We start from the raw sequence: 24,076 nt of genomic DNA, 5'->3' as shown, positions 1-24,076 counted from the left end.
GGTGGGGCGCCCCGACAGCGCCCCACCCGCCCCCGTCCCAGGGCTCACGCCCCGGAGCCGGCTCACGGTCAGTCGATGTCGCTGCCCGGGCCGATGATCTTGATCCGGTCCTGCGCCGGGGCCTGGAGCGGCGAGGCCGCCGTGCTGTGGGCGCTCAGGTAGGCCACGAAGACGTCCAGGTCCGAGGCGCCGACCAGCTTGTCGGTGCCGGCCGCGAAGGCCGGGAAGCCGTCGCCGCCGCCGGCCAGGAACTCGTTGGCCGCGACCCGGTAAGTGGCCGCCGGGTCGACCGGCGCGCCGTTCAGCCGCACCGAGTCCACGACCACCCGGTCCGCACCGGTCTTGCGCATGTCCAGGGTGTAGTGCAGGTTCGAGGACACCTGGAGGACCTTCGGCGCGGCCGCGTTGGAACCGCTCACCTGCTGCTGGAGCAGCTGGATCAGCTGGGCCCCGGTCAGCGTCTTGACCTGCATCATGTTGGTGAACGGCTGGACGGTGAACGCCTCGCCGTAGGTCACCACGCCGTCGCCCTCGCCGCCGGAGGCCTTGTAGACCAGGTCGGAGCGGATGCCGCCGGGGTTCATGAAGGCGACCTGGGCGCCGCCCTTGTCGGCCGGGGCCAGCCCGGCGAGCTGCGAGTCGGCGATCACGTCACCGAGCGGCTTCTCCAGGTCGCTGCTGCCGCGGCCGTTGATGTCCGAGGCGACGTAGCCGACCGGACGGTTGGCGATCGGGGCGGCCAGCTTGGAGTAGTGGTCGACCAGCGCCGTCATGTCGGACGCCTTCTCGACCGTGCGGCGCACCACGTGGTTCTCGGCCTTGACCGAGGGGCGCACGATCTCGCCGGTGGTCTTGTCCAGCTTCATGTCGATCTCGGTGAAGAGCCGGCCGAAGGAGGCGGCACTGGTCACCGAGCGCGGGACGCCGTCGGGGTCGGGGATGCTGCAGGCGTACGCGTTGTGGGTGTGGCCGGTGACGATGGCGCCGACCGCCGGGTCGATCTTCTTGGCGATGTCGACGATCGGGCCGGAGATGCCCTGACCGGCCGCGCCGCAGTCGTAGTTGTAGACGCTGCTGGCCGGGTAGCCGCCCTCGTGGATCAGCGCGACGATCGAGTTGACGCCCTTGGCCTTGAGCTCGGCGGCGTACTTGTTGATCGTGGTGACCTCGTTGGCGAACTTCAGGCCCTTGACGCCCTCGGCGGTCACGATGTTCGGCGTGCCCTCCAGGGTGACGCCGATGAAGCCGACCTTCACGCCCTGGGACTTGGTCACCCAGTAGGGCGCCAGCAGCGGCTTGCCGGTCTTCTCGTCGGTGACGTTGGCCGACAGGTAGTTGAAGTTGGCGCCCTTGAAGGTGCGGCCGGGCTCGTAGCAGCCGTCGGTCGGGTGGCAGCCGCCGTCCTGCATGCGACGCAGCTCCTGCGCGCCCTCGTCGAACTCGTGGTTGCCCACGGAGGTGACGTCCAGGCCGAGCTTGTCCATCGCCTCGATGGTCGGCTCGTCGTGGAAGAGCGCCGAGGTCAGCGGGCTGGCGCCGATGATGTCGCCGGCCGCGACGGTGATCGAGTCGTCGGCCGGGATGCGTGCCTTGCGCAGCTCGGTGGCCAGGTACTCGATGCCGCCGGCCGGGGTGGCGACCTCCTTGCCGGTGGCCGGGTCGATCTCCTTGATCGTGCCGGACGAACCGGCCGGAGGCTCCAGGTTGCCGTGGAAGTCGTTGATCGCCAGCAGCTGGAGGTTGACGGTCTTGTGGCGCTTGGCGTCGGCGGCCTGGGCGGCCGTCGGCACGACGACCGTGCCGAGCAGACCAGCGGCGGCGACGACGGCGAGCGCCGTCCGTCGGGATCTGACGGTGAGCATGAAGGGTTCCCCTGCACCTTGGAGGGAGCACCGGCTGCGGACAGCGGCGGCGTTCGGGCGTGTGACATGTGTTGCGACTGCGAAGCCTAGGGTCAACGCGCGTAGCTGTCAGGACGTGGAACGTAACGAGAGGATTACCTACGGACGAACCGTCACCGTCCGCCGGGTGCGGAGCCTGCGGAGAAGGCCCCTCAGACCCCCGGCTCGGCCGCCAACTTCTGGTCCGCGCGCACCCGTTCGGCCACCGCGTCCTCGGTCATCGCGCGGTCGGTGTAGACCAGCGGGCGCTCCGCCTCGGTGATGATGTGTTTGACCACCTGGACGTTGCTGTTGACGTCCCAGACCGCGATGCCCGGCGACAGGGTCGGGATGATCTCCACCGCCCAGCGCGGCAGGCCCAGCACCCGGCCGGTGGCCCGCGCCTCCTCGGCCTTCTGCATGTAGATCGTCCGGGTCGAGGCCATCTTCAGGATCGCCGAGGCCTCCTTGGCCGCCGCGCCGTCCACCACGTCGGACAGGTGGTGGACCACCGCGACGAAGGACAGGCCGAGCCGGCGGCCGAACTTCAGCAGCCGCTGGAACAGCTGGGCCACGAAGGGGCTGTTGATGATGTGCCAGGCCTCCTCGACCAGGAAGATGCGCTTCTTCCGGTCCGGCCGGATCCAGGTGTGCTCCAGCCACACCCCGACGATCGCCATCAGGATCGGCATCGCGATCGAGTTGCGGTCGATGTGCGAGAGGTCGAAGACGATCAGCGGCGCGTCCAGGTCGATGCCGTCGGTCGTCGACCCGTCGAACATGCCCCGCAGGTCGCCGTCGACCAGCCGGTCCAGCACCAGCGCCACGTCCAGGCCCCAGGACTGCACCTCGCCCACCGCCACGCCCAGCGACTCCACCGAGGACAGTTCGGGGTTGCGCAGGGTGTCGATGATGTCGTCCAGCACCGGCTGGCGGTCCTTCACCGAGGCCACCACGTGGGCGTGCGCGGCCTTCAGCGCGAAGCCGGCCCGCTCCTCCAGCCCGCGCCCCATCGCCACCTCGACGATCGTGCGCAGCAGCGACAGCTGGCCGTTCTGGGTGATCGCCGGGTCCAGCGGGTTGAGCTTCACCCCGCCGTCCCGGGCCGCCATCGGGTCCAGCCGGACCGGCTTTATGCCCAGCGCGTTGGCGATCAGGTTCCACTCGCCCACGCCGTCCTCGCCCTGCGCGTCCAGCACCACGACCTGGCGGTCGCGGAACCTCAGCTGCCGCAGCACGTACGTCTTCTCCAGCGCCGACTTGCCGTTGCCGGACTCGCCGAGCACCAGCCAGTGCGGCGCGGGCAGCTGCTGCCCGTACAGCTGGAAGGGGTCGTAGACGTACCCCTTGCCGCTGTACACCTCGCGCCCGATGATCACCCCGGAGTCGCCCAGCCCCGGCGCGGCGGTCGGCAGGTAGACGGCCTGCGCCTGGCCGGTGGAGGTGCGCACCGGCAGACGGGTGGTCTCCACCTTGCCGAACATCAGGCTGGTGAACGCCTCGGAGAGGTTGCCGAGCGCCATGGGCGGGCTCCTGACGGGTCAGCGGTGGACGGACGTACGGGTGTGCGGGTGCACGGGTGTGCGGGTGCGTCCGCTCAGCGGCGGATGCCGGTGGCGAACGGGAGGGTGTTGACGAAGGCCCGGTGGTGCTCGCGGTCGCACCACTCCAGCTTGAGGTAGCTCTTGCCGGCCGAGGCCCGGATGGTCCGCTTGTCGCGGGCCAGCGCGTCGGGGTTGCGCGAGGAGACCGTGATGTAGCCGACCAGGTTCACCCCGGCCGCGCCGGAGGCCAGGTCGTCGCCGCGCTGGTCCACCCGGCCGGTGTGGGCCAGGTCGCGCGGGTCGACCGTGCGGTTCATCTTGGCCGCGCGGCTCGCCTCGGCCTCGTCGTTGGTCTTCTCGGTCAGCATCCGCTCGATCGCGACGTCGGTGGGCTCCAGGTCCATCGTCACCGCGACCGTCCGGATCACGTCCGGGGTGTGCACCAGCAGCGGCGCCAGGAAGTTGACGCCCACCGGGGTGAGCGGCCACTCCTTGATCCACGCGGTCGCGTGGCACCACGGCTCCCGGGTCGCCGACTCCCGGGTCTTCGCCTGCAGGTACTGCGGGTCGGTCGCGTCCAGCTCGGCCGGCCAGGCGTTGCGCCGGGACATCGCCTGGATGTGGTCGATCGGGTGGTCCGGGTCGTACATCGAGTGCAGCAGCGAGGAGAGCCGGGCCTGGCCCAGCGGCTGGCGCACCCGGATGTCCGCCTCGGCCAGCCGGGCGCAGATGTCGGTCAGCTCGCGTGCCATCACGGCCGCCAGCCCCTCGTCGTCCCGCGCCCGCCGCCCGGTGGCCGTCCGGCCCATCGCGTGCGCCTCGGCGGCCAGGTCACGGGTGTAGTGCATGCAGGCCACCAGGTACGCCCGGTGCTGCTCCGAGGAGGTCGACACCATCGACTGGAGCTGGTCGTACGAGTCCTGCAGCCAGCGCGGCGAGGACGGGTCGCCGCGCCGCTCGACGTCCTTGGCGTGCGCGTCCGGGTCGGCCGGCAGGGTCCGGGCCAGGATCTGCAGCCGGGTCACGAAGCCGTCCCCGTTGGCGACGTGCTTCAGCAGCGTCCCGAAGCGGTCGACCAGGGCCTCCTGGTCCTCCGAGTCCCGCAGGCCCACGCCCGGGCCCTCGATCTCGATCGCGGCCGTCACCGTGCGCCGCTCCAGGTGCATCAGCACCCCGACCTCGTCCGGCCCGAACGGCGCCGTCAGCCAGCGCAACCGCCCCACCCCCGGCGGCGGGCCGACCTCCACCTCCCGGCCGTCCAACCGGGTGCCCGCGTCCATCACGTCCGAACGCCACACCGCCCGCCCGCTGCGGACCGTCCGGCGGTAGGTGCGGTTGATCTCCACCCACTTGTAGAACGTCCGCCTGCGGTACGGCACGTACACCGCCGCGATGGCGAGCGCCGGCAGACCGACCAGACCGCCGATCCGCAGCGGCAGGACCGGCATCAGCAGGCCCCAGAGCATGCCGAGGAAGGCCCCGAAGATGATCAGCACGATCTCGCCGGACTCCCGGTTCCGGCCGATCGGCGCGTTCGGGCGGGCCTTGCCGATCAGGTAGGTGCGGCGCTGGTGGACGTACGGCTGGGCGTACTGGGCACCGTACTGGCCGAGCGGTTCACTGCTCACTTACCCGTCACCCTCCCTTCGCTGGATTGCTGTCGCGGATCGGAACCGGGCCCTGCTTCGGCCCGCCCTGCGGCGGCGGGGACGGCGTCCGCCCGGCGTGCGCGGCGATGCCCGGCGCGACCGAACCGCCGCCGGCACCCCCGCCGCCACCCGTACCGGCCCCCTGACCGCGGTCGCCGTGGGTGCTGATGCCCTGCTTCATCAGGTTCGCGGTGCCGTTGATCATCGCCGAACCGGCCTGCACGGCATTGGCCCGGGCCCCGCGCATGTTCAGCATCTCGTCGCCGAAACCCGGCACGAAGCGGTAGACCGAGGCGCTCGCGAAGATCGACAGGAACAGGATCGCCAGCCCGGACAGCACCCGGGCGAAGTCGTCGTCCGCCCCGGAGCCGGTCGCCACCGCGCCCGCCAGACCCAGGATGACCACGATGATCGGCTTCGCCAGGTCCACCGCCAGCATCACCCCCGCCCAGCGCCGCACGTGCTTCCACAGCTGCCGGTCCACCAGCCCCGCGTACACCGCCGTACCCAGCAGCGCGCCGACGTACAGCATCGCCGCCCGGATCAGCAGCTCCACCCAGAGCACCGCCGCCGCCAGCACCGCGACCAGCGACACGATCACGAGTATCAGCGGGCCGCCGCCCACGTCACCCTTCTCCAGCGTGTCCGCGAAGCCCCCCAGGTACGACCCGGTGTCCGTCTTCGTCCCGACCGCGATCGCCTTGGTCAGCCCGTCCGTCACGCTCACCACGGTGTACAGGATCAACGGCGTGAACGCGGACGCCACCACCGTCAGCCACAGGAAGCCGATCGCCTCCGAGAACGCCGTCGCCAACGGCGCTCCCCGCACCGCCCGCTTCGCCACCGCCAGCAGCCACAGCACCAGCGTGATCACCGTCGACACGGCGAACACCACGGCGTACTGCTGCAGGAACGACGCGTTGGTGAAGTCCACCTGCGTCGTCCCGTCGATCGCCCCCGACAACTTCCGCACCACCCACGCCGCGGCCTGCGCACAGCTCTTGGCCAACGACCCGAGCGGATCGGCCACAGCCCCGACGGCGCCGCCACCGGGGAGGGAGCCCCCGCCGGGCTTGTCGGCGCAGAGAATGTCGCTGCCCGAGATCGGCAGGTCAGGGCAGTTGGATTTGGCGGTGCCGCTCGGATTCGGCGTCGGCGACGGCTCCGCGAGCACCCGCTGGGCGGCCGCCAGCGCCGCCACCTGCAAGGTGGCCAGCACACCGGCGAGGGTGCCCACGCGGCGCCGTGCGCCGGAACGGCGTGAGGTCTGGTCAACGCGCAAAGCGGAACCCCCCGAACTGCTGGACGGCGCCGGTGATCTCATCGGCGGTGGCGGCCTGCTGGTCTGCGGGCAGCGGCGCGGGGCCCTGCCTGCTGGTGTAGTCGGTGAGCTTCCAGTCGCTGCCCGTCCAGTGCAGCGAGAGCGTGAGGGTGAACCAGTTGGTGGTCACCGGCTGGACGGAGTGCTCGCCGGCGAGGCCGGTGAGGCCGGTGCACCACACCTCGACCTTGGCGTCGCCGTCGCTGTAGCCCGTCGACTTGGTGCCGACCGGTACCGTGCGGCTGACGAAGGTGAGGCCCTTGGGCGCGTGGCCCTGGGCGTCGAGGCCGTAGCGGGTGGCGGTGTCGCCGCCGAAGCCCTGGTCCAGCCGGCCCTGGAGCCCTGCCAGGGCGTCCGGGTCGGCGATGGTGGCGATGATGCCGTGCCGGCTGTCGGTGCGGAACATGTCCGCGGAGCCGATCGCCACCGCGTAGTTGGTGGCGGCCGACTGGGCGCCGGGTTCGGTGTGCGGGTAGCCGGTGGGGATGCCGTTGACGGTGGTGCCGACGGGCTGGTCGCCGCTGGGGGCGGGGCCGGCGCCGGAGCCGGCGCGGTCGGCGGAGGCGCCGCCTCCGGTGCCGCTTCCGCTGCCGGGTGTGACCCGGTTGGCGATGGCGATGGCCACGACGAGCAGGGTGACGACCACGAGGACGGCCAGCAGGGCGCGCAGCGGGCGGGACTGACGGTGGTTCTGCTGGGGGGAGGACTGTTCGCCGACCGGCAGGCGCGTACGGGTGCGCGGCTGGTCGTCGGACAACGGCACGGCGGCCCTCCTGGTGCGGGGAGCCGGGGCGGCTCCGGGGGCCCTCCGCCCGGGGGCGGGCGCGAGCGGAGGGTGGGAACGGGGGTGGGGTCCTGGCGGGCCGGCCGTCGGAGGGGGTCCGGACGGGGACCCGGTCTCAGGCAGGTCGGACTACTGCTGTCCGATCGTCAGATCGCCATGCCGTAGACAATGGTGAACAGAGTGCCGAGTGATCCGATGATGAACACGCCGGTCAGTCCGGCGACGATCAGCCCCTTGCCCTGTTCGGCGCCGAAGCTGTCGCGCATCGCGGTCGCCCCGATCCGCTGCTTGGCCGCGCCCCAGACCGCGATGCCGAGGCAGAGGAGGATGGCGACGGCCATGATGACCTCGACCATCACCCGCGCCTCCGACCCGAGGGTCGCGAACGGCCCCCAGTCCGGGGCGATTCCGCCGATGATGGTGTCGATGTTCGGCTTCTTGGGGGGGTCCTCGGCCAGGTGGCTGACCGCATTGGTGTGCACGCTGCTCAGGTTCATTTCCATCTCACCGCCCGATCAGGCAAATTCAAGGGCCCGGACCCGGCCCGCGCGAAGGGTCGGTACCTATTCTTGGCCAGATCTGATGTCGACTTGGCTACTTCTCGCGGATTGGTCGTGAGGCATCGGACACGTACGCGAGGATGTACACCGTACGAAGGATAGCGCTCACTGTTCGTATCTCTGATGATTGCGGTGAGCAACGCCTTCCGGGACACTTCGACTGACGACTCGTCGGGATGGTGCTGATGGTACTCCGGAAGGCCGGTACGGCCGCCGTCGCTGCGGGAGTTGTTGGTTTCGGGTTCATCGGGCTGGTGACGATAGGGACTTATGCGGCGAGTGGGACGCCGCAGCAGGCGGCGAATCGTTCCGCCCTGTCCCCCGGAACGGTCCCTGCGGCCTACCAGGAACCGATCCAGCGGTGGGGTGCGCTCTGCGCGGAGATCTCCCCGCCGATGCTCGCGGCGCAGCTGTACCAGGAGAGCGGTTTCGACCCCAAGGCGCGCTCCGGGGTCGGGGCGCAGGGCATGGCGCAGTTCATGCCGGGCACCTGGAGCTCGTACGCCACCGACGGCAACGGGGACGGCAGGGCGGACGTCTGGGACCCGCTGGACGCGATCGCCTCGGCCGCGACCTACGACTGCGCGATCGCCAAGCAGGTCGCGAAGGTCCCGGGCGACCCGCAGGCCAACCTGCTGGCCGCCTACAACGCCGGCGAGGGCGCGGTGCTCAAGTACAACGGGATCCCGCCGTACCGGGAGACCCAGGGCTACGTGCGGAACATCCAGGCGATGGCCCGCAGCTTCACCGCTCCGGTCTCGCCGACCGCGCCGCTGGAGGTGTCCGCGCAGTCGTCGGCCGCGATCTACTTCGCGCAGACCAAGCTCGGCACCCCGTACCTGTGGGGCGGCGAGGGCCTGCCCTCGCAGAACGGGCGGTTCGACTGCTCGGGCCTGACCCAGGCCGCGTTCGCCAGTGTGGGCATCACCCTGCCCCGGGTCGCCAACGACCAGTGGTACGCCGGGCCGCACCCGTCGCGGGACCAGCTGCGGCCGGGCGACCTGGTGTTCTGGGCGACGGACCTGAGCGATCCGCGGAGCATCCACCACGTCGGGATCTACGTCGGGGGCGGGTACATGATCAACGCGCCGCACACCGGCGCGGTGATCCGCTACGACAAGATCGACACCCGGGAGTACATCGGCGCGACCCGGGTCACCTCGGACGGCGCCCAGGCGCTGCCGACCCGCAACAACGACGGCGTGGTGAACGCCCCGAGCCGGCCGGGCGGGACGGAGCCCACCGCCCCGGCGGGAGGCCAGGGCGGCACCCAGGGCGGCGCACCGGGCAGTGCTCCGAGCGGCACCCCGGCGGCCTCCGGCCGGCCCGCGGCCGCCGCCCCGCCCGCGCAGGCCGGGCCGAGCCCCACCGGGGCGGGAGGGTAGGCCCGAGGAGGCCGGGACGGCCGGGACCTGTGTGCGCGCTGTGGACGCTGAGTCACGTTTACATAACCGCGTGTTTCCATGGAACGCTGTGTCCCGGCGATGACGTTGGGTCCGGTGGCCCCCCGTCAGCTTTCGGCGCCGGGGCCGGCCCCGGCGGGAACGTACAGGTGCAGTGGACCAGAAGGAGGTGCGGCGTGTCGACGCCGCTTGCCGACACGACCAACCCCGACCTCGACCTGCTCTACGCCGTCAACGGCCTGGCCAAGCGCTCCCCGCAGTGGCTTGACCACCTGGTCTCGTGGATCGGCGAGTACGGCATCCTGATCGGCCTGGCGATGCTGGGCCTGGTGGCCTGGCTCCAGGCCAGGCGCCGTCCGGACGCGCCGGTGGCGATGGCCGGGCTGCTCTGGGTGCCGCTCTCGGTGGCGGTCGCCGAGCTGGCGAACCTGCCGATCGCCGCGATCGTGAACCGCCCGCGCCCCTTCGTCGACCATCCGGGGCTGCTGGTGCTGGTGGACGGCAAGGCCGGCACCCACTCCTTCGTCAGCGACCACTCGACCATGACGATGGGCGTCGCGGTGGCGCTGTTCCTGGTGAACCGCAGGCTGGGCTGGATCGCCGGCGGGCTGGCGCTGCTCCAGGGCTTCTGCCGGATGTTCATGGGCGTCCACTACCCGACCGACGTGATCGGCGGCTTCGCGCTGGCCGTCGCCGTGGTGCTGCTGCTGGCGCCGATCGCGATGGCGGTGCTGGTGCCGTTCTGCCACGCGCTGAGCCGGACGGCGGTCGCCCCGCTGATCCGGGCGCCCGAGCGCGGCGGCGCGGCCCGCGGCGGGGCCGGTCCGCGCGGCCGTCGGCGCGGGCGCGGGGCGGTGCGGGCCGGGGAGCAGCCGCCGGAGTCCGACCTCGCGGCCTGAGCCCGCGGGCGGACGCGGCCAGGCGGTCCAGGCGGTCAGTCCGGCTCGGCGCCGTTCCCGGCGAGGTGGTCGGCCCCCTCACGGCGGGCCAGGTCGCGCGAGCGGCGGGCCGGGGAGTACCAGCCGCAGCTGCAGGTCGCGAAGGCGAAGGAGCCGCGCTCGCTGATCACGAGGCGGTGTTCGGGCATCCTGGTGGTGCCGGGTGCGACCGGCAGCTCACTGTGCACGTGGTTCACCGTAACGCGCCGGACGCCCCCCGCGCGACGCTCCGGCGGTACCGGCCCCGTAACCCTTCGCGCCCCAACTCGTTTGCCCGGAAAGAGCTCTGCCCACCGGTGGTGTCCGGCGGGGCAGTCGGGCCCGAGGGGGTTGTCGCGAGGATGAAGATGACCGACCAGCAGCGCACCGGACGGCCGGCACGCCGGCCGGGTCCGCACCTGCGCTCGGCGGCCGGGGCCGCCCTGCTCGCCGCCGCCCTGGCCGCGGGGGCCGCCGGCTGCTCCGGAGGATCCGCCGACGGCTCCTCCGACCAGCAGTCGGCCGCGCCCGACCAGCTCGCCGCGGACCCGCTGACGGCGGTGCGCAACGCCGCCGACATCACCGGCCGCACCGGCTCCGCGCACACCGCGACGGAGCTGGTCACCGAGTCCGCCGAGAAGAAGGCCTCGTTCAGCGGCACGGGCGGCTACGACTACGTCAAGCGGATCGGCCGGCTGGAGGTCCAGGTGCCGCCGGGCGCGGCGACCACCGGGAAGATCGTCGAGGTGGTCCTGCCGGGCACCGTCTACCTCCAGAACAGCGGCGCCAAGGTCCCCGAGGGCAAGTGGGTCAAGCTGGACGTGCGTCAGCTGCCGGACGGCAACCTGGTCAGCAGCGGCGCCACCGACCCGGCCTCGGCGGCGGGGGCGCTGCGCGGGGCGCAGAAGGCGGAGGCGGTGGGCACCGAGACCGTCGACGGCGTCGCGCTGCACCACTACCGGGGCACCCTGGACCTGGCGAAGGCCGCCGACGCGACCGGCGGGCGGGGCGGGGACGGCCTGCGGACGGGCGCGCAGACCTTCACCGTCAAGGAGGTCCCGTACGACGCCTGGCTGGACGACCAGGGCCGGCTGCGCAAGGTGGTCGAGGTGTTCACCTTCGCCGGGGTGGCCGGGTCGAAGGAGCCCAAGGACCAGGTGAAGGTGACGTCGACGACCTCGTTGGCGGACTTCGGCAAGCCGGTGGAGGCGGCCGAGCCCGCGGCCTCGGACATCTACCAGATGAAGCCCACGGAGAGCCCGAAGTAGGGCGGGTCCGATGCTCCCGGGCGGCCGGGGCGAGACGGGGTGCGGCCGGGGCGGGTGGCCGTCCGGGGAGCGACGGCCACCCGTTTCGGCGGTGCCGAGATGGCCCGTCCGTGCCATGTGGACGGGCCCCGGAGTGCCTAGGCTGGGCTCCGGGTGGCTGCCGCCCGGGCTGGCGAGGCACTGAAGGGGTGGTGCAGGTGGTGTCGTCCACGGGCGGCCGCAGCGGCGGCCACGACGACGCGGCCCTCGACGAGATCGATCTGGCCGGGGAGCTGATGATCGCCGCGACGGCCAGCTCCGGCGACCGGCTGCCGACCGAGCGGATCGACGAGGTGCTGCTGGACCGGAGCGAACCCGGGCAGGCCGACCGGGAGGCCGACGGCTAGCGGGGCCCGCGCGGCGGGCCCCGGAGCGGCGGACGGCCGGCGGCTCAGCTGCGCAGCAGGCGGCTGATCGCGGCGGTGGCCTCGGCCACCTTGGCGTCCAGTTCGGCGCCGCCCTCCTCGGCGGCCGCGGCGACGCAGTGCCGCAGGTGCTCCTCCAGCAGGGAGAGCGCGAAGGACTGCAGCGCCTTGGTGCCGGCCGAGACCTGGGTGAGCACGTCGATGCAGTAGACGTCCTCGTCCACCATGCGCTGGAGGCCGCGGATCTGGCCCTCGATCCGGCGCAGCCGCTTGAGGTGGGCGTCCTTCTGCGCGCTGTAGCCGTGCGGGCCGTGGTGCCCGGCCGGGGCGTGGCCGGCGTGCGGGTCGGTCCCCTGCGCGTGCTCCGGCTCGGTGCGCGCTTGCGTGGTGGTCATCGGCCCCGCCTTCGTCTCAGTGCCTGGTGGCTGCGTCGGCCACCAGTGTCCAACACCAGGGCCCTCCGTGGTGTTCCGACGGCCGACCCGGCACGTGCCGCCGGGCCGGGAGCGGGGGTGGCCGGCGGTTCACCCGTCTGAGCGGCGCCCCGGTCTTCCGTACGCACGACGGGGACAATCCGGGCGAGGTTCCGTCAGACTGAGGGCTCCAGTCCGCACGTGGCGGTGCGGTCCGGATCAGCCGGTGCGGCAGCCGAACGGAAGGGGAGCTTCCGGCTCCTTCCCCGGCCCCCCGTTTGCGTGATTGCGCTTGGTTGCACCTAGCATCGTTCAGTCCCTACCCCGCACATCGGAGATTTCCGTGCGTTTTAGCCTGACCCCGAAGGAGACGAGCTTCTACGACATGTTCGCCGCCGCGGCGGAGAACCTCGTCGTCGGATCGAAGCTCCTCTTGGAGCTGCTGGGATCAGACGTGTCGGCCCGTGCGGAGATCGTCGAGCGCATGCGCGCCGCCGAGCACGCCGGGGACGACACCACCCACGCCGTCTTCCACCAGCTGAACTCGTCCTTCATCACGCCCTTCGACCGCGAGGACATCTACAGCCTCGCCTCGTCGCTGGACGACATCATGGACTTCATGGAGGAGGCCGTCGACCTGGTCGTCCTCTACGACATCCAGACCCTGCCGAAGGGCATCGAGCAGCAGATCGAGGTGCTGGCGCGCGCCGCGGAGCTCACCGCCGAGGCGATGCCGAACCTGCGCAGCATGTCCAACCTCACCGAGTACTGGATCGAGGTCAACCGGCTGGAGAACCAGGCCGACCAGATCCACCGCAAGCTGCTCGCCCACCTGTTCTCCGGTCAGTACGACGCCATCGAGGTCCTCAAGCTCAAGCAGGTCGTGGACGTCCTTGAGGAGGCGGCGGACGCGTTCGAACACGTCGCCAACACGGTGGAGACCATCGCCGTCAAGGAGTCCTGACCCTCGTGGACATGGCAGCACTCATCGCCGTCGTCGGCGTTGCGTTCTTCTTCACGTACACCAACGGCTTCCACGACTCGGCGAACGCGATCGCCACCTCGGTCTCCACCCGGGCGCTCACCCCCCGGGCGGCGCTGGCGATGGCCGCGGTGATGAACCTGGCCGGCGCGTTCCTCGGCAGCGGCGTGGCGCACACCGTCTCCAAGGGGATCATCGAGACCCCCACCGGCGACAAGGGCATGGTGATCCTGTTCGCCGCCCTGGTCGGGGCGATCGCCTGGAACCTGGTCACCTGGTACTTCGGCCTGCCGTCCTCCTCCTCGCACGCGCTGTTCGGCGGCATGGTGGGCGCGGCGATGGCCGGCGGCATCGACGTGATCTGGAGCGGGGTCCTCGACAAGATCGTCATCCCGATGATCGTCTCGCCGGTGGTCGGCCTGGTCGGCGGCTTCCTGGTGATGCTGGCGATCCTGTGGATCTTCCGCCGGGCCAACCCGCACAAGGCCAAGCGCAACTTCCGGGTCGCCCAGACCGCCTCGGCCGCCGCGATGGCGCTGGCGCACGGTCTCCAGGACGCCCAGAAGACCATGGGCATCGTGGTGATGGCGCTCACCATCTCCGGCCACCAGTCCGGCAACGGGATCCCGGTCTGGGTGAAGATCTCCTGCGCGACCATGCTCTCGCTGGGCACCTACGCGGGCGGCTGGCGGATCATGCGGACGCTCGGACGCAAGATCATCGAGCTGGACCCGCCGCAGGGCTTCGCCGCCGAGGCCACCGCCGCCACGGTCATGTACGTCACCTCGTTCGTCTTCAAGGCGCCGATCTCCACCACCCACGTGATCACCGCGGCGATCATGGGCGCGGGGGCCACCAAGCGGATCCGCGCGGTGCGCTGGGGCGTCGCGAAGAACATCGTGCTCGGCTGGTTCATCACGATGCCGGCGGCCGCGCTCGTCGCGGCGCTGGTGTACTGGTTCGCCCACCTGTTCTGGGGCTGACGGCCCCGCGGGACGCACGGAGCAGGACGCACGGAGCAGGACGCACGAACGGACAGGGCCCGCCCCCACATCTCGGGGGCGGGCCCTTTTCCATGCCCCGTGGCGGCACCGCCATGCAGCACCACGGGACAGCTCGCGGTCCGTCACGCCGCTCGGCGCCGGGGCGCCGCCCGTGACGGGGCCGGTCTAGCCGAAGCGGCCGGAGATGTAGTCCTCGGTCGCCTGGACCTGCGGGTTGGAGAAGATCCGCTGGGTGTCGTCCAGCTCGACCAGCTTGCCCGGCTGGCCGACGCCGGCCAGGTTGAAGAAGGCGGTGCGGTCGCTGACGCGGGCCGCCTGCTGCATGTTGTGGGTCACGATGACGATGGTGAACTGCTCCTTCAGCTCGCCGATCAGGTCCTCGATGGCGAGGGTGGAGATCGGGTCGAGCGCGGAGCAGGGCTCGTCCATCAGCAGGACCTGGGGCTCGACCGCGATGGCGCGGGCGATGCACAGGCGCTGCTGCTGACCGCCGGAGAGGCCGGCCCCCGGCTTGTTCAGCCGGTTGTGGACCTCCTTCCAGAGGTTGGCGCCCTTCAGCGAGCGCTCCACCACCTCGTCCAGCACGGCCTTCTTCTTCACGCCGGCGAGCCGGAGACCGGCGATCACGTTGTCGTAGATCGACATGGTCGGGAACGGGTTCGGGCGCTGGAAGACCATGCCGACCGAGCGGCGCACGGCGACCGGGTCGACGTTGGAGGCGTACAGGTTCTCGTCGTCCAGGAGGACCTTGCCCTCGACCCGGGCGCCGGGGATCACCTCGTGCATCCGGTTGAGGGTCCGCAGGAAGGTGGACTTGCCGCAGCCGGAGGGGCCGATGAAGGCGGTCACCGAGCGGGGCTCGATGCTCATCGAGATGTCCTCGATGGCCTTGGTGGTGCCGTAGAAGGCCGACAGTCCGCTGACGTCGATGCGCTTGGCCATGATCGTTGCTTCTCTCGTCTGTCTCGTACGTCAGTCGGTCGCTCAGTGCCCGCCCTTGGGCGAGCGCCAGCGCGCGATGCCCCGGGCGATGAGGTTGAGCCCCATCACGAAGGCGATCAGCACCAGCGCCGCGCCCCAGGCACGGGCGTAGCCGAAGTCGTTGTTGACCTGCGAGTACTGCTGCCAGATGTACATCGGCAGGGACTGCTGCGGGCCTTCGAACGGGTTGTTGTTGATGGAGTCGGCGCCGAACACCAGCATCATCACCGGGGCGGTCTCGCCCGTGATGCGGGCGACCGCGAGCATCACACCGGTGGTGATGCCGCCGATCGCGGTGGGGAGGACGATCCGCAGGATGGTCTTCCACTTCGGCACGCCGAGCGCGTACGAGGCCTCGCGCAGCTCGTTCGGGACGAGCTTGAGCATCTCCTCGGTGGACCGGACCACGACCGGCATCATCAGGATCGCCAGTGCGAGGCTGCCCGAGAAGCCGGAGTAGCTGAAGCCCAGCGCGAGGTTCCAGATCGAGAGGATGAACAGACCGGCGACGATCGACGGGATGCCCGTCATGACGTCGACGAAGAAGGTGACCGCCTTGGCGAGCGTGCCGCGGCCGTACTCGACCAGGTAGACGGCGGTCAGCAGACCGATCGGGGCGGCGATGGCGGTGGCCAGGCCGACCTGCTCCAGGGTGCCGATCAGCGCGTGGTAGATGCCGCCGCCGGGCCCGGACTGGATCACGCCCTTCATGGAGTGGCCCAGGAAGTTCCCGTCGACCACGTGGATGCCCTGCTGGACGGTGTAGACCGTCAGGGCGACCAGCGGGACGACGGCCAGGATGAAGGCGACCCAGACCACCGAGGTGGCGAACCGGTCCTTGGCCTGCCGACGGCCCTCGACCTGGGCCGAGAGGGTGTAGCTGATCAGGAGGAAGAGCAGGCCCGAGATCAGGCCCCACTGGAGGTGGCTGGCCAGCCCGCCGACCGCGCCGATCCCGCAGCCGAGGGCGATCGAGCCGGCGGCGACGGCGGCCGGGGCCCACTTGGGCAGGCGGTTGGCGGTCAGCGGACGGCCGACGGGCCGGGCGTCCTCGACGAGCGCGGTGACGGTCATGCGTTGGCCCCCGAGTACTCCTTGCGGCGGGCGATGATCAGTCGCGCGGCACCGTTCACCAGCAGGGTGATGACGAACAGGACGAGGCCGGAGGCCATCAGCGCGTTGCGGCCGTTGTCCCCGGCCTCGGCGAACTTCAGCGCGATGTTCTGCGCGAAGGTGCCGCCGCCGGCGTCGAGGATGTGCAGCGACAGGACGTTGCTGGCGGACAGCACCACCGCGACCGCGATGGTCTCGCCGAGCGCGCGGCCGAGGCCGAGCATCGAGGCCGAGATGATGCCGGGGCGGCCGAACGGCAGCACCGCGGTGCGGATCATCTCCCAGCGGGTCGCGCCGAGCGCGAGCGCCGCCTCCTCGTGCATCCGCGGCACCTGGCGGAACACCTCGCGGGAGACCGCGGTGATGATCGGCAGGACCATGATCGCCAGCAGGATGCCGACGGTGAACAGGTTGCGCGGGGTGCCGGTCCTGGTCTGGTCGAAGATGTACGTCCAGCCCAGGTACTCGTTGAGCCAGCTGGTCAGACCGTCCATGTGCGGCACGAGGAAGAGCGCGCCCCAGAGGCCGTAGACGATGCTGGGGACGGCGGCGAGCAGGTCGACCAGGTAGGCGAACGGCTGGGCGATCCGGCGCGGCGCGTAGTGCGAGATGAACAGCGCGATCCCGATGGCCACCGGGACGGCGATCGCCATCGCGATGACGGCGCTGACGATGGTGCCGAAGGCCAGGACGGCGATGCCGAAGACGGGCTTCGGGGCGTCCGGCGTCCACTCGAAGGAGGTGAGGAAGTTGCCTTCGTTGGTGCTCAGGGCCTGGACCGACCGCCAGGTCAGGAACGCCGCGATGGCGGCCATGATGACCAGCAGCAGGATGCCCGAGCCCCGGGCGAGGTTCATGAAGATCTTGTCGCCGACCCGGCTGTCGCGCGGCCGGCGTTCCCTGCCTCGCGGGGCGGCAGGGGAGGATGAAGTCATTGGTCTACTCCGGTCTGGTGGTGCCGCCCCGGAAGGGGGAACGGCACCATGGCGGCGGTGCCCCGGACGTGGTGCTGGGTGTGGTGCGTTCCGGTGGGGCGGCCCCGGCCCCCCTCGCTCACGGGGCCGCCCCACCGGGGGTCCTGTCGGGTCAGGCCAGGGTCGCGATGACGCCGTTGACCTTGTCGGTCACGGCCTTCGGCAGCGGGACGTAGCCCTTCTCGCCGACGGCCTTCTGGCCCGCGTCGCTGGCCGTGTAGGTCAGGAAGGACTTCAGGGTGTCGAGGGTCTCGGCCTTGTTGCCCTTGTCGCAGACGATCTCGTAGGTGATCAGGACCAGCGGGTAGGAGCCCTCGTCCTTGGTCGCGTAGTCGAGCTTCAGCGCGAGGTCGCTGCCGGTGCCGGCGGCCTGGGCCTTGGCGATGGTGCTGGCGGCGTTCTCGGCGGTGGCCGCGACCGGCTTGGAGGCGCCCGTGTTGATGTCGGCGCTCTTCAGGCTGTTGGTCTGGGCGTAGGCCAGCTCGACGTAGCTGATCGAGTTCTTGACCTGCTTCACCTGGGCCGAGACGCCGGCGCTGCCGTTGGCCGACTGGCCGCCCTTGGCCGCCCAGGCCTTGCCGGCCGGGTAGGTCCAGGCGCCGCCGCCGGCGGCGGCGAAGTACTTGGTCAGGTTCTCGGTGGTGCCGGCGTCGTCCGAGCGGTGGAAGGTCTGGATCTCCGCGTCCGGCAGCTTGGCGCCCGGGTTCAGGGCGGCGATCGCCGGGTCGTTCCACTTGGTGATCTGCGAGTCGAAGATCTTGGCGGAGGTCGGGCCGTCCAGGACCAGGTTGTCGACGCCGTCGACGTTGTAGACCAGCGAGATCAGACCGCCGACCATCGGCAGGTCGATGCCCTGGCCGCCGGTGCAGACCGCCTTGGAGGCGTCGACCTCGGCCGGCTTGAGGGCCGAGTCGGAGCCGGCGAACTGGATCTTGCCCTGGTTGAACTGCTGGATGCCGGCACCGGAGCCGCCACCCTGGTAGTTGATCGTGCTGCCGGAGCAGGCGGCGGCGAAGCTGGTCTTCCAGACGTCCATCGCCGCGGTCTGCGCGGTCGAACCGGCGGCGATCAGCGAACCGGCCTTGCCACAGTTGATCGCGCTGGTCGCGGCGGAGCCGTTGGAGCCACCGGACGCGGTCGTGTTGTTGTTGTCCGACCCGCAGGCGGCGAGCGACAGCGAGCTGACGAGCGCCATGGCACCGATCGCGAGGGCCTTGGAGCGGCCGTTCCGCTGGAGCTTCACAGGGGTGTCCCTTTCTGTGGCATTGCCCTTGGCGTGCGCCGTACGCGTACGGCCCAGCGCGGGTTTTGCTGTGGTCCGGGGCCCGTGCGGCCCTCCGGTGGTCCCGAAGTTAGGCCGGGTAAGTGACACGACAGCCGGTCGCAAGTGAACGGCGAGTGAACCTCGAACGGATGACAGGAAACTACGTCAGGTAGTAACGGTTGCGTCACGGGGAGGGCGCGACGAGATCACTTCCACCGTTCCTTCACCGGCCCGGCCCCCGCGGCCCGCACCGGCTCCGCCCCCAGGACCGCCAGCAGGGCGTCGACCAGCAGCCGGTCCTGGTCGTGGGTGAGCCGTGCGCGCGCCTTCCCGGCCGGCAGCCAGTCCAGCCGGTCCACCTCCCGGTTGGGCCGGAAGGACCCGCTCGACGGCACCGCCGCCCAGTAGCGGACCTCCTTCGGACGGCCCTGCACCCGGTAGTGCTGGGTGGGCAGCTCCGGGCCCAGCAGGCAGTGGAACCCGGTCTCCTCCCGGACCTCGCGCAGCGCCGCCTCGGCCATCCCCTCACCGGCTTCGAGTTTGCCCTTCGGCAGGCTCCAGTCGTCGTACTTGGGCCGGTGGACCAGCGCGATCCGCGGCCGCCCCAGCCGGCCGCTCTTCTTCGGCCGGCCCGGCAGCCACAGCACCGCGCCCGCCGCCAGGATCACCGGGCCGTGCCCCGCACCGGCCGCCGCCCGGCCGGTGCGGGGGCGCTCGCCCACCTCAGACCGTCCGGGGTGCGACGGAGTGCCCCCAGGCGTCGGCCGGGACGAGCTCCAGCCAGCCGTCCGGGCCGGGCGGCAGGTCCGGCCAGCGGCGGCCGACGGCGTACCGCGCCGACTCCACCTCCAGCCGCTGGTCGGCGTGCACCACGCCCAGCACGTACGCGGTCGCCGGGGTGATCCGCGGGGTGCGCGCCGCGGTGGCGGCGGTGACGGCGGCATCCGCCGCCTCCTGCTGCCGGTCCAGCACCGCGTCCAGCCCGTCCAGCTCGGAGGAGGCGCGGCCGCACACCTCCAGCACGTACCGGGCCCGCTTCACCAGGATCCGCAACCGCGCCCAGGGCGCGTCGTCGGCCGCCAGCGCGGTGTCCGCGTCCGTCGCCCCGCGGGACGCCGGCACCGCGCCCAGCCGGCGCAGCCCGTCCCCGCCGTACGGCGTCGCGGCCCGCTGCAGCGGCAGCTGCTGGGCGCCCGCGGACAGCGCGGCGAACGCGGCGGCGGCCTGCGGCAGCAGCACGGCCGGGGCCCGGCCGTCCGCCGAGTCCAGCAGCGGCGCCTCGCCGACCAGCAGGGTCATCCGGTCCGCCAGCGCGTGCAGCCGGGCGGAGCGGAGCTCCTGGAGCACGGTGGAGTGCGCCCTGGTCCGGGCCAGGGTCAGCTGCCGGTCCAGCAGCGCGCGCGCCTTGGGGGCGCCCGCGTGGCCGGCCAGCATGCCCGTCCCCTCCGGGTCGGTGCCGCTCAGCAGGTCCAGCGCGCCCAGCAGCCGGGCCGAGCGGCGGACGTAGCCGGGCTCCAGCGCCAGCAGGTTGAGCAGCCAGCGCAGCTCGGTGCGCGACTCCTGCGCCCAGGTCTGTTCGAAGACCGAGCCGAAGGTGTGCAGCAGCCCGCCGATCCGCCGGACGGCCCGCAGCAGGTCCGAGGTGCCGGCCGACGGGACGGTCGAGGCCGTCCCGGGTCTGGCACCGACCTCGCCCACCGCCAGCGGCAGCGCGCGTAGGAAGGCGCCGGCCTGGACGGTGAGGTGGCGGGAGAGGATGTCCCCGGCGGTCGCTGTGGAGGCCGCCTGGGCCGTCATCGGCGCTTCGGTCATGGCGTGGTAGATCCCCGTTCCCCCGGGGCGGTCCCCCGGAGCTGGTGGCCGACCGCCGGAACAGGTCCCCTTCGGGCCCGAGGGGCCCGACTGCTCCGGCGGCTCGCATCAGTGGGCGCGTCAGCGCGAGGTGGCGGCCCTGCGGCGCTGGCGCGAGTCGATCAGCAGGTCCTGGACGTGTCGCAGCGGCCGGGCCTCGGCGTCCTGCGAGTGCCTGGTCCAGGCGCCGTCCGGCCCCAGGTGCCAGGACTCGGTCTCGTCCGACACCCCGAGGTCGATCAGCCCGGACAGCTCGGCGCGGTGCGCCGGATCGGTGATCCGCAGCAGCGCCTCGATCCGGCGGTCCAGGTTGCGGTGCATCATGTCGGCGCTGCCGATCCAGACCTCCGGATCGCCGTTGTTGCCGAACACGAAGATCCGGGAGTGCTCCAGGAAGCGGCCCAGGACGCTGCGGACCCGGATGTTCTCGCTCAGCCCCGGCACGCCCGGGCGGATCGCGCAGATCCCGCGCACCCAGACGTCCACCGGCACCCCGGCCTGGGAGGCCCGGTACAGCGCGTCGATCACGGCCTCGTCGACGATCGAGTTGACCTTGACCTTCACGTAGGCCGGACGGCCCGCCCGGTGGTGGGCGATCTCGTTGTGGATCCGCGCGACCAGCCCGTCGCGCAGGCCGCGCGGGGCGGTCAGCAGACGGCGGTAGGACTCGCGGCGCGAGTAGCCGGAGAGCCGGTTGAACAGGTCCGAGAGGTCCGCGCCGACCTGCGGGTCGGAGGTGAGCAGGCCGAGGTCCTCGTACAGCCGGGCCGTCTTCGGGTGGTAGTTGCCGGTGCCGACGTGGGAGTAGCGGCGCAGGGTGTCGCCCTCCTGCCGGACCACCAGCGAGAGCTTGCAGTGCGTCTTCAGCCCGACCAGGCCGTACACCACGTGGCAGCCGGACTCCTCCAGCTTGCGGGCCCACTTGATGTTGGCCTGCTCGTCGAAGCGCGCCTTGATCTCGACCAGCACCAGCACCTGCTTGCCGGACTCGGCCGCGTCGATCAGCGCGTCGACGATCGGCGAGTCGCCGGAGGTGCGGTACAGGGTCTGCTTGATCGCCAGCACGTCCGGGTCGGCGGCGGCCTGCTCCAGGAAGGCCTGCACCGAGGTGGAGAAGCTGTCGTACGGGTGGTGCAGCAGCACGTCGCGCTCGCGCATCGCGGCGAAGATGTCCGGCTGGGAGGCCGACTCGACGTCGGTCAGCCCGCGGGCCGTGCCGGCCACGAACTTCGGGTACCTGAGCTCCGGGCGGTCCAGCTCGGCGATCCCGAACAGCCCGGTCAGGTCCAGCGGCCCGGGCAGCGGGAAGACCTCCGCCTCGGTGATGTTCAGCTCCCGCACCAGCAGGTCCAGGATGTACGGGTCGATCGACTCCTCGACCTCCAGCCGGACCGGCGGGCCGAAGCGCCGCCGCATCAGCTCCTTCTCCAGGGCCTTGAGGATGTTCTCGGTGTCGTCCTCCTCCACCTCCAGGTCCTCGTTGCGGGTGACGCGGAAGGCGTGGTGGGCCAGCACCTCCATCCCCGGGAAGAGCTCCTCCAGGTGGGCGCCCATGACGTCCTCCAGCGGGACGTACCGCTGGGGCGAGGCCTCCAGGAAGCGGGCCAGCGACTGCGGCACCTTGACCCGCGCGAAGTGCTTGTGCCCGGAGACCGGGTTGCGCACCACGACGGCCAGGTTCAGCGAGAGTCCCGATATGTACGGGAAGGGGTGCGCCGGGTCGACGGCCAGCGGGGTCAGCACGGGGAAGATCTTCTGCCGGAACAGCGTGTGCAGCCGGGCCTGCTCCTTCTCGGCCAGCTCCGACCAGCGGACCAGCTCGATGCCCTCGGTGGCGAGGTCCGGCAGCACCTCCTGCTGGAAGGCGGCGGCGTGGCGGGCCATCAGCTCGCGCGAGCGGGTCCAGATCAGGTCCAGCACCTCGCGCGGCTGGAGGCCGGAGGCACTGCGCGTGGCGACGCCGGTGGCGATCCGGCGCTTGAGGCCGGCCACCCGGACCATGAAGAACTCGTCCAGGTTGCTCGCGAAGATCGCCAGGAACTTCGCCCGCTCCAGCAGCGGGATGCCCGGGTCCTCGGCCAGCTCCAGGACCCGCTCGTTGAACGCGAGCCAACTGCGCTCGCGGTCCAGGAAGCGGCCCTGCGGCAGCGCTTCGAACTCCTCGTCGTCCGTGGCCGGCAGCTCCGGCGGGATCCCCAGCGCGCTGGACATCCGGGCCGGGGGCGACAGCGGGGCAGAGACGGGGCGGGGGATGCTCATGGGCTCCAGCTCCTCCAGCAGCAGGACGGCGTCCGGACGCGATGGGCTCTGCGGGCCGTCGCCCTCGCCCCGGGCCGGACCCGGGGACAGCACCCACCCTCCGGGCGCGGTCCGTACAGGACCGGCCGGTGCGTGGCGGTCGACTCTGCACGAGCGAGACACTACGGACTTCATCCTGTGATCTTCGCGGCAGCAATTGAATCCACGGTAAACACCGCATGGCCGGGAGGAAAGCTGAGTCGGTCGGGGCAAGGGGTTCGGCCGTCCCGTACCCCGTCCGTTCCCTGGTCCGTGCCCCGGTCCGGGGGTGTTCCGGAGGTGTTCCGGGGACGTTCCGGCCGACGGCGGCTACCGGCGGCTAGGCGGGGCGGGGAGCCCGGTACGGGGCCCGGTACATGAGGTCCACCTCGTGGACGGTGAACCCCAGGCGTTCGTACACCCGCACGGCCACCGGGTTGTCGGCGTCGACGTAGAGGAGGACGGCGCCCAGTCCGCGCTCGCCGGGGCCGGTGCCGGTCAGGTGGCGAAGGCCCGCCGCGGTCAGTGCCCGGCCGAGGCCGCTGCCCTGCTCCGCCGGGTCCACGCCGACCACGTACACCTCGCCCAGCTCGGGCTCGGTGGCGGTGGCCGGGTGCACCTTGGTCCAGTGGAAGCCGACCACCTTGCCGTCCCGGGTGGCGAGGAAGAAGCCGGCCGGGTCGAACCAGGGCTCGGCGATCCGCTCGGCCAGGTCCTGCTCGGTCCAGGTGCCCTGCTCGGGGTGGTGGGCGAAGGCCAGGGCGTTCAGCCGCAGCCACTCGGCGTCGTCCTCCCCCGGGCGGAAGGTGCGGAGCTCGATGCCCGCGGGGACGACCACGTCCTCGGTCTGCGGGCCGGGCCGGCGCATCTGGCGCAGTTCGCGGACCAGCTCCGCGCCGTACGCCTCGGCCAGGTGCCGGGCCGCCGGGTGGCCGCCGTGCACCCAGAAGTCCACCGCCTCGCGCCCCGCGCGGTGGGCCTGTGCCAGGACGGCGTCCACCAGCGGACGGGCCAGGCCACGACCGCGGACGGCGGGATCGACCACCAGCTCGGCGGCGGGGTTGGCGGCCGGGTTCTCCGGCACCTCCAGCTGGCCGTAGCCGAGGACGGCTCCGGTTTCGGACTCGGGTTCGGCCCCGGATTCGGTCGCTACGAGATGGATGACGCCCGGGCGCGGAGTCTCCGCGTTCCGCAGCCGGAGCCGGCCCTGCTCGGACACGGCGGCCCGGCCGTCCACCGCCTGGGCCTCCGCCAGAACACGCAGAGCGCCGTCGCGCTGCGCGGGCCGGAGCACATCGTTCGCAATGACCGCTGTCTGATCGTCCATGCCCTGACGATACGTCACCGGAAATGCGAAGAACCCCCATCCGGGACCCGGATGGGGGTTCTTCTGAAGAATTGTTCGGCGGCGTCCTACTCTCCCACAGGGTCCCCCCTGCAGTACCATCGGCGCTGTAAGGCTTAGCTTCCGGGTTCGGAATGTAACC

At 71.7% G+C, this 24,076-nt stretch carries 22 protein-coding genes and 1 rRNA gene; 6 read left to right on the top strand and 17 right to left on the bottom strand.

Translation table 11 applies throughout. From position 1 onward, the window contains the following. Positions 1-68: 68 nt before the first annotated feature. The 6 genes from ACFRQN_RS28180 to ACFRQN_RS28155 form a co-directional block, all read right to left on the bottom strand. The gene (locus tag ACFRQN_RS28180; RefSeq protein ID WP_380742968.1) at positions 69-1,862 is read right to left on the bottom strand and encodes a bifunctional metallophosphatase/5'-nucleotidase; all 1,794 of its coding nucleotides are present in this window, start codon (positions 1,860-1,862) and stop codon (positions 69-71) included. 191 nt (positions 1,863-2,053) lie between these two features. Further along, positions 2,054-3,403: an ATP-binding protein gene (locus ACFRQN_RS28175; RefSeq protein WP_049654291.1), complete on the bottom strand. Its 1,350-nt coding sequence runs from the start codon at positions 3,401-3,403 to the stop codon at positions 2,054-2,056. A gap of 74 nt (positions 3,404-3,477) precedes the next feature. Next, entirely contained in the window at positions 3,478-5,052 is a 1,575-nt protein-coding gene (locus ACFRQN_RS28170; RefSeq protein WP_049654294.1) for an SCO6880 family protein, read from the bottom strand. 7 nt (positions 5,053-5,059) lie between these two features. Then, positions 5,060-6,292, bottom strand: a complete 1,233-nt coding sequence (locus tag ACFRQN_RS28165; RefSeq protein WP_380742966.1) for a hypothetical protein — start codon at positions 6,290-6,292, stop codon at positions 5,060-5,062. 52 nt (positions 6,293-6,344) lie between these two features. Further along, a complete protein-coding gene (locus tag ACFRQN_RS28160) occupies positions 6,345-7,157 on the bottom strand; it encodes a hypothetical protein (protein WP_380742964.1) in 813 nt (270 codons plus the stop codon). 167 nt (positions 7,158-7,324) lie between these two features. Continuing rightward, complete coding sequence (locus tag ACFRQN_RS28155) at positions 7,325-7,675, bottom strand: hypothetical protein (protein WP_049654299.1); 351 nt, start codon at positions 7,673-7,675, stop codon at positions 7,325-7,327. Positions 7,676-7,923: 248 nt separating this feature from the next. Here ACFRQN_RS28155 and ACFRQN_RS28150 point away from each other — a divergent pair, with 248 nt between their 5' ends. Further along, a complete protein-coding gene (locus ACFRQN_RS28150) occupies positions 7,924-9,123 on the top strand; it encodes an NlpC/P60 family protein (protein WP_380742962.1) in 1,200 nt (399 codons plus the stop codon). Between the two features lie 194 nt (positions 9,124-9,317). After that, positions 9,318-10,040 carry a phosphatase PAP2 family protein gene (locus tag ACFRQN_RS28145; RefSeq protein WP_074006422.1) on the top strand — a complete coding sequence of 241 codons (723 nt, stop codon included), beginning with the start codon at positions 9,318-9,320 and terminating at the stop codon, positions 10,038-10,040. Between the two features lie 35 nt (positions 10,041-10,075). On the opposite strand, the gene ACFRQN_RS28140 is transcribed toward ACFRQN_RS28145, so the two are convergent. Next, a complete protein-coding gene (locus ACFRQN_RS28140) occupies positions 10,076-10,267 on the bottom strand; it encodes a hypothetical protein (RefSeq protein WP_143204767.1) in 192 nt (63 codons plus the stop codon). Positions 10,268-10,426: 159 nt separating this feature from the next. Between ACFRQN_RS28140 and ACFRQN_RS28135 the strand changes: the two genes are divergently transcribed. Next, positions 10,427-11,326, top strand: coding sequence for a hypothetical protein (locus ACFRQN_RS28135; protein WP_079272945.1), 900 nt, complete (start codon positions 10,427-10,429; stop codon positions 11,324-11,326). A 197-nt stretch (positions 11,327-11,523) separates the two neighbouring features. Continuing rightward, positions 11,524-11,712: a hypothetical protein gene (locus ACFRQN_RS28130; RefSeq protein ID WP_049655983.1), complete on the top strand. Its 189-nt coding sequence runs from the start codon at positions 11,524-11,526 to the stop codon at positions 11,710-11,712. Between the two features lie 44 nt (positions 11,713-11,756). Here the strand turns inward: ACFRQN_RS28130 and ACFRQN_RS28125 are convergent, their stop codons facing one another. After that, positions 11,757-12,125, bottom strand: a complete 369-nt coding sequence (locus tag ACFRQN_RS28125) for a metal-sensitive transcriptional regulator (RefSeq protein ID WP_049655968.1) — start codon at positions 12,123-12,125, stop codon at positions 11,757-11,759. A 361-nt stretch (positions 12,126-12,486) separates the two neighbouring features. Here ACFRQN_RS28125 and ACFRQN_RS28120 point away from each other — a divergent pair, with 361 nt between their 5' ends. Together ACFRQN_RS28120 and ACFRQN_RS28115 are read left to right on the top strand one after the other, a co-directional pair. Beyond that, positions 12,487-13,107: a DUF47 domain-containing protein gene (locus ACFRQN_RS28120; RefSeq protein ID WP_030059626.1), complete on the top strand. Its 621-nt coding sequence runs from the start codon at positions 12,487-12,489 to the stop codon at positions 13,105-13,107. A 5-nt stretch (positions 13,108-13,112) separates the two neighbouring features. Next, the gene (locus tag ACFRQN_RS28115; protein WP_049655972.1) at positions 13,113-14,108 is read left to right on the top strand and encodes an inorganic phosphate transporter; all 996 of its coding nucleotides are present in this window, start codon (positions 13,113-13,115) and stop codon (positions 14,106-14,108) included. A 186-nt stretch (positions 14,109-14,294) separates the two neighbouring features. Here ACFRQN_RS28115 and pstB read toward each other — a convergent pair whose 3' ends face one another. The 9 genes from pstB to rrf form a co-directional block, all read right to left on the bottom strand. Next, the gene (gene pstB, locus ACFRQN_RS28110; RefSeq protein ID WP_049655974.1) at positions 14,295-15,071 is read right to left on the bottom strand and encodes a phosphate ABC transporter ATP-binding protein PstB; all 777 of its coding nucleotides are present in this window, start codon (positions 15,069-15,071) and stop codon (positions 14,295-14,297) included. 42 nt (positions 15,072-15,113) lie between these two features. Continuing rightward, positions 15,114-16,184, bottom strand: a complete 1,071-nt coding sequence (pstA, locus tag ACFRQN_RS28105; protein ID WP_049655976.1) for a phosphate ABC transporter permease PstA — start codon at positions 16,182-16,184, stop codon at positions 15,114-15,116. After that, on the bottom strand, positions 16,181-17,158 hold the full coding sequence (gene pstC, locus ACFRQN_RS28100) for a phosphate ABC transporter permease subunit PstC (protein WP_049655977.1): 978 nt from the start codon (positions 17,156-17,158) through the stop codon (positions 16,181-16,183). The genes pstA and pstC overlap by 4 nt, the downstream gene beginning before the upstream one ends. 151 nt (positions 17,159-17,309) lie before the next feature. After that, a complete protein-coding gene (gene pstS, locus ACFRQN_RS28095) occupies positions 17,310-18,440 on the bottom strand; it encodes a phosphate ABC transporter substrate-binding protein PstS (RefSeq protein WP_181970641.1) in 1,131 nt (376 codons plus the stop codon). Positions 18,441-18,667: 227 nt separating this feature from the next. Next, positions 18,668-19,183: an NUDIX hydrolase gene (locus ACFRQN_RS28090; protein ID WP_049655980.1), complete on the bottom strand. Its 516-nt coding sequence runs from the start codon at positions 19,181-19,183 to the stop codon at positions 18,668-18,670. Between the two features lies 1 nt (position 19,184). Continuing rightward, on the bottom strand, positions 19,185-20,273 hold the full coding sequence (locus ACFRQN_RS28085) for a CHAD domain-containing protein (protein WP_074006420.1): 1,089 nt from the start codon (positions 20,271-20,273) through the stop codon (positions 19,185-19,187). A 120-nt stretch (positions 20,274-20,393) separates the two neighbouring features. Then, a complete protein-coding gene (locus tag ACFRQN_RS28080) occupies positions 20,394-22,571 on the bottom strand; it encodes an RNA degradosome polyphosphate kinase (protein WP_380742971.1) in 2,178 nt (725 codons plus the stop codon). 358 nt (positions 22,572-22,929) lie between these two features. Next, a complete protein-coding gene (gene mshD, locus ACFRQN_RS28075; RefSeq protein WP_380742959.1) occupies positions 22,930-23,916 on the bottom strand; it encodes a mycothiol synthase in 987 nt (328 codons plus the stop codon). Between the two features lie 73 nt (positions 23,917-23,989). Beyond that, positions 23,990-24,076: ribosomal RNA gene (gene rrf, locus ACFRQN_RS28070) — 5S ribosomal RNA — on the bottom strand; the annotation flags it as partial.

The sequence above is a fragment of the Kitasatospora sp. NPDC056800 genome (genome assembly GCF_042789775.1).
Taxonomy (GTDB): Bacteria; Actinomycetota; Actinomycetes; order Streptomycetales; family Streptomycetaceae; genus Kitasatospora.
The sequence above is the reverse complement of the archived record's forward strand: the minus strand, read 5'-3'. Positions and strand labels throughout refer to the sequence as shown.

Bases quoted from the DNA above. Each gene is read 5' to 3' on its own strand.
- ACFRQN_RS28180 (WP_380742968.1), bottom strand. From the start codon at position 1,862: ATGCTCACCGTCAGATCCCGACGGACGGCGCTCGCCGTCGTCGCCGCC.
- ACFRQN_RS28175 (WP_049654291.1), bottom strand. From the start codon at position 3,403: ATGGCGCTCGGCAACCTCTCCGAGGCGTTCACCAGCCTGATGTTCGGC.
- ACFRQN_RS28155 (WP_049654299.1), bottom strand. From the start codon at position 7,675: ATGAACCTGAGCAGCGTGCACACCAATGCGGTCAGCCACCTGGCCGAG.
- ACFRQN_RS28150 (WP_380742962.1), top strand. From the start codon at position 7,924: ATGGTACTCCGGAAGGCCGGTACGGCCGCCGTCGCTGCGGGAGTTGTT.
- ACFRQN_RS28135 (WP_079272945.1), top strand. From the start codon at position 10,427: ATGACCGACCAGCAGCGCACCGGACGGCCGGCACGCCGGCCGGGTCCG.
- ACFRQN_RS28125 (WP_049655968.1), bottom strand. From the start codon at position 12,125: ATGACCACCACGCAAGCGCGCACCGAGCCGGAGCACGCGCAGGGGACC.
- pstB (WP_049655974.1), bottom strand. From the start codon at position 15,071: ATGGCCAAGCGCATCGACGTCAGCGGACTGTCGGCCTTCTACGGCACC.
- pstA (WP_049655976.1), bottom strand. From the start codon at position 16,184: ATGACCGTCACCGCGCTCGTCGAGGACGCCCGGCCCGTCGGCCGTCCG.
- pstC (WP_049655977.1), bottom strand. From the start codon at position 17,158: ATGACTTCATCCTCCCCTGCCGCCCCGCGAGGCAGGGAACGCCGGCCG.
- ACFRQN_RS28085 (WP_074006420.1), bottom strand. From the start codon at position 20,273: ATGACCGAAGCGCCGATGACGGCCCAGGCGGCCTCCACAGCGACCGCC.
- ACFRQN_RS28080 (WP_380742971.1), bottom strand. From the start codon at position 22,571: ATGAGCATCCCCCGCCCCGTCTCTGCCCCGCTGTCGCCCCCGGCCCGG.
- mshD (WP_380742959.1), bottom strand. From the start codon at position 23,916: ATGGACGATCAGACAGCGGTCATTGCGAACGATGTGCTCCGGCCCGCG.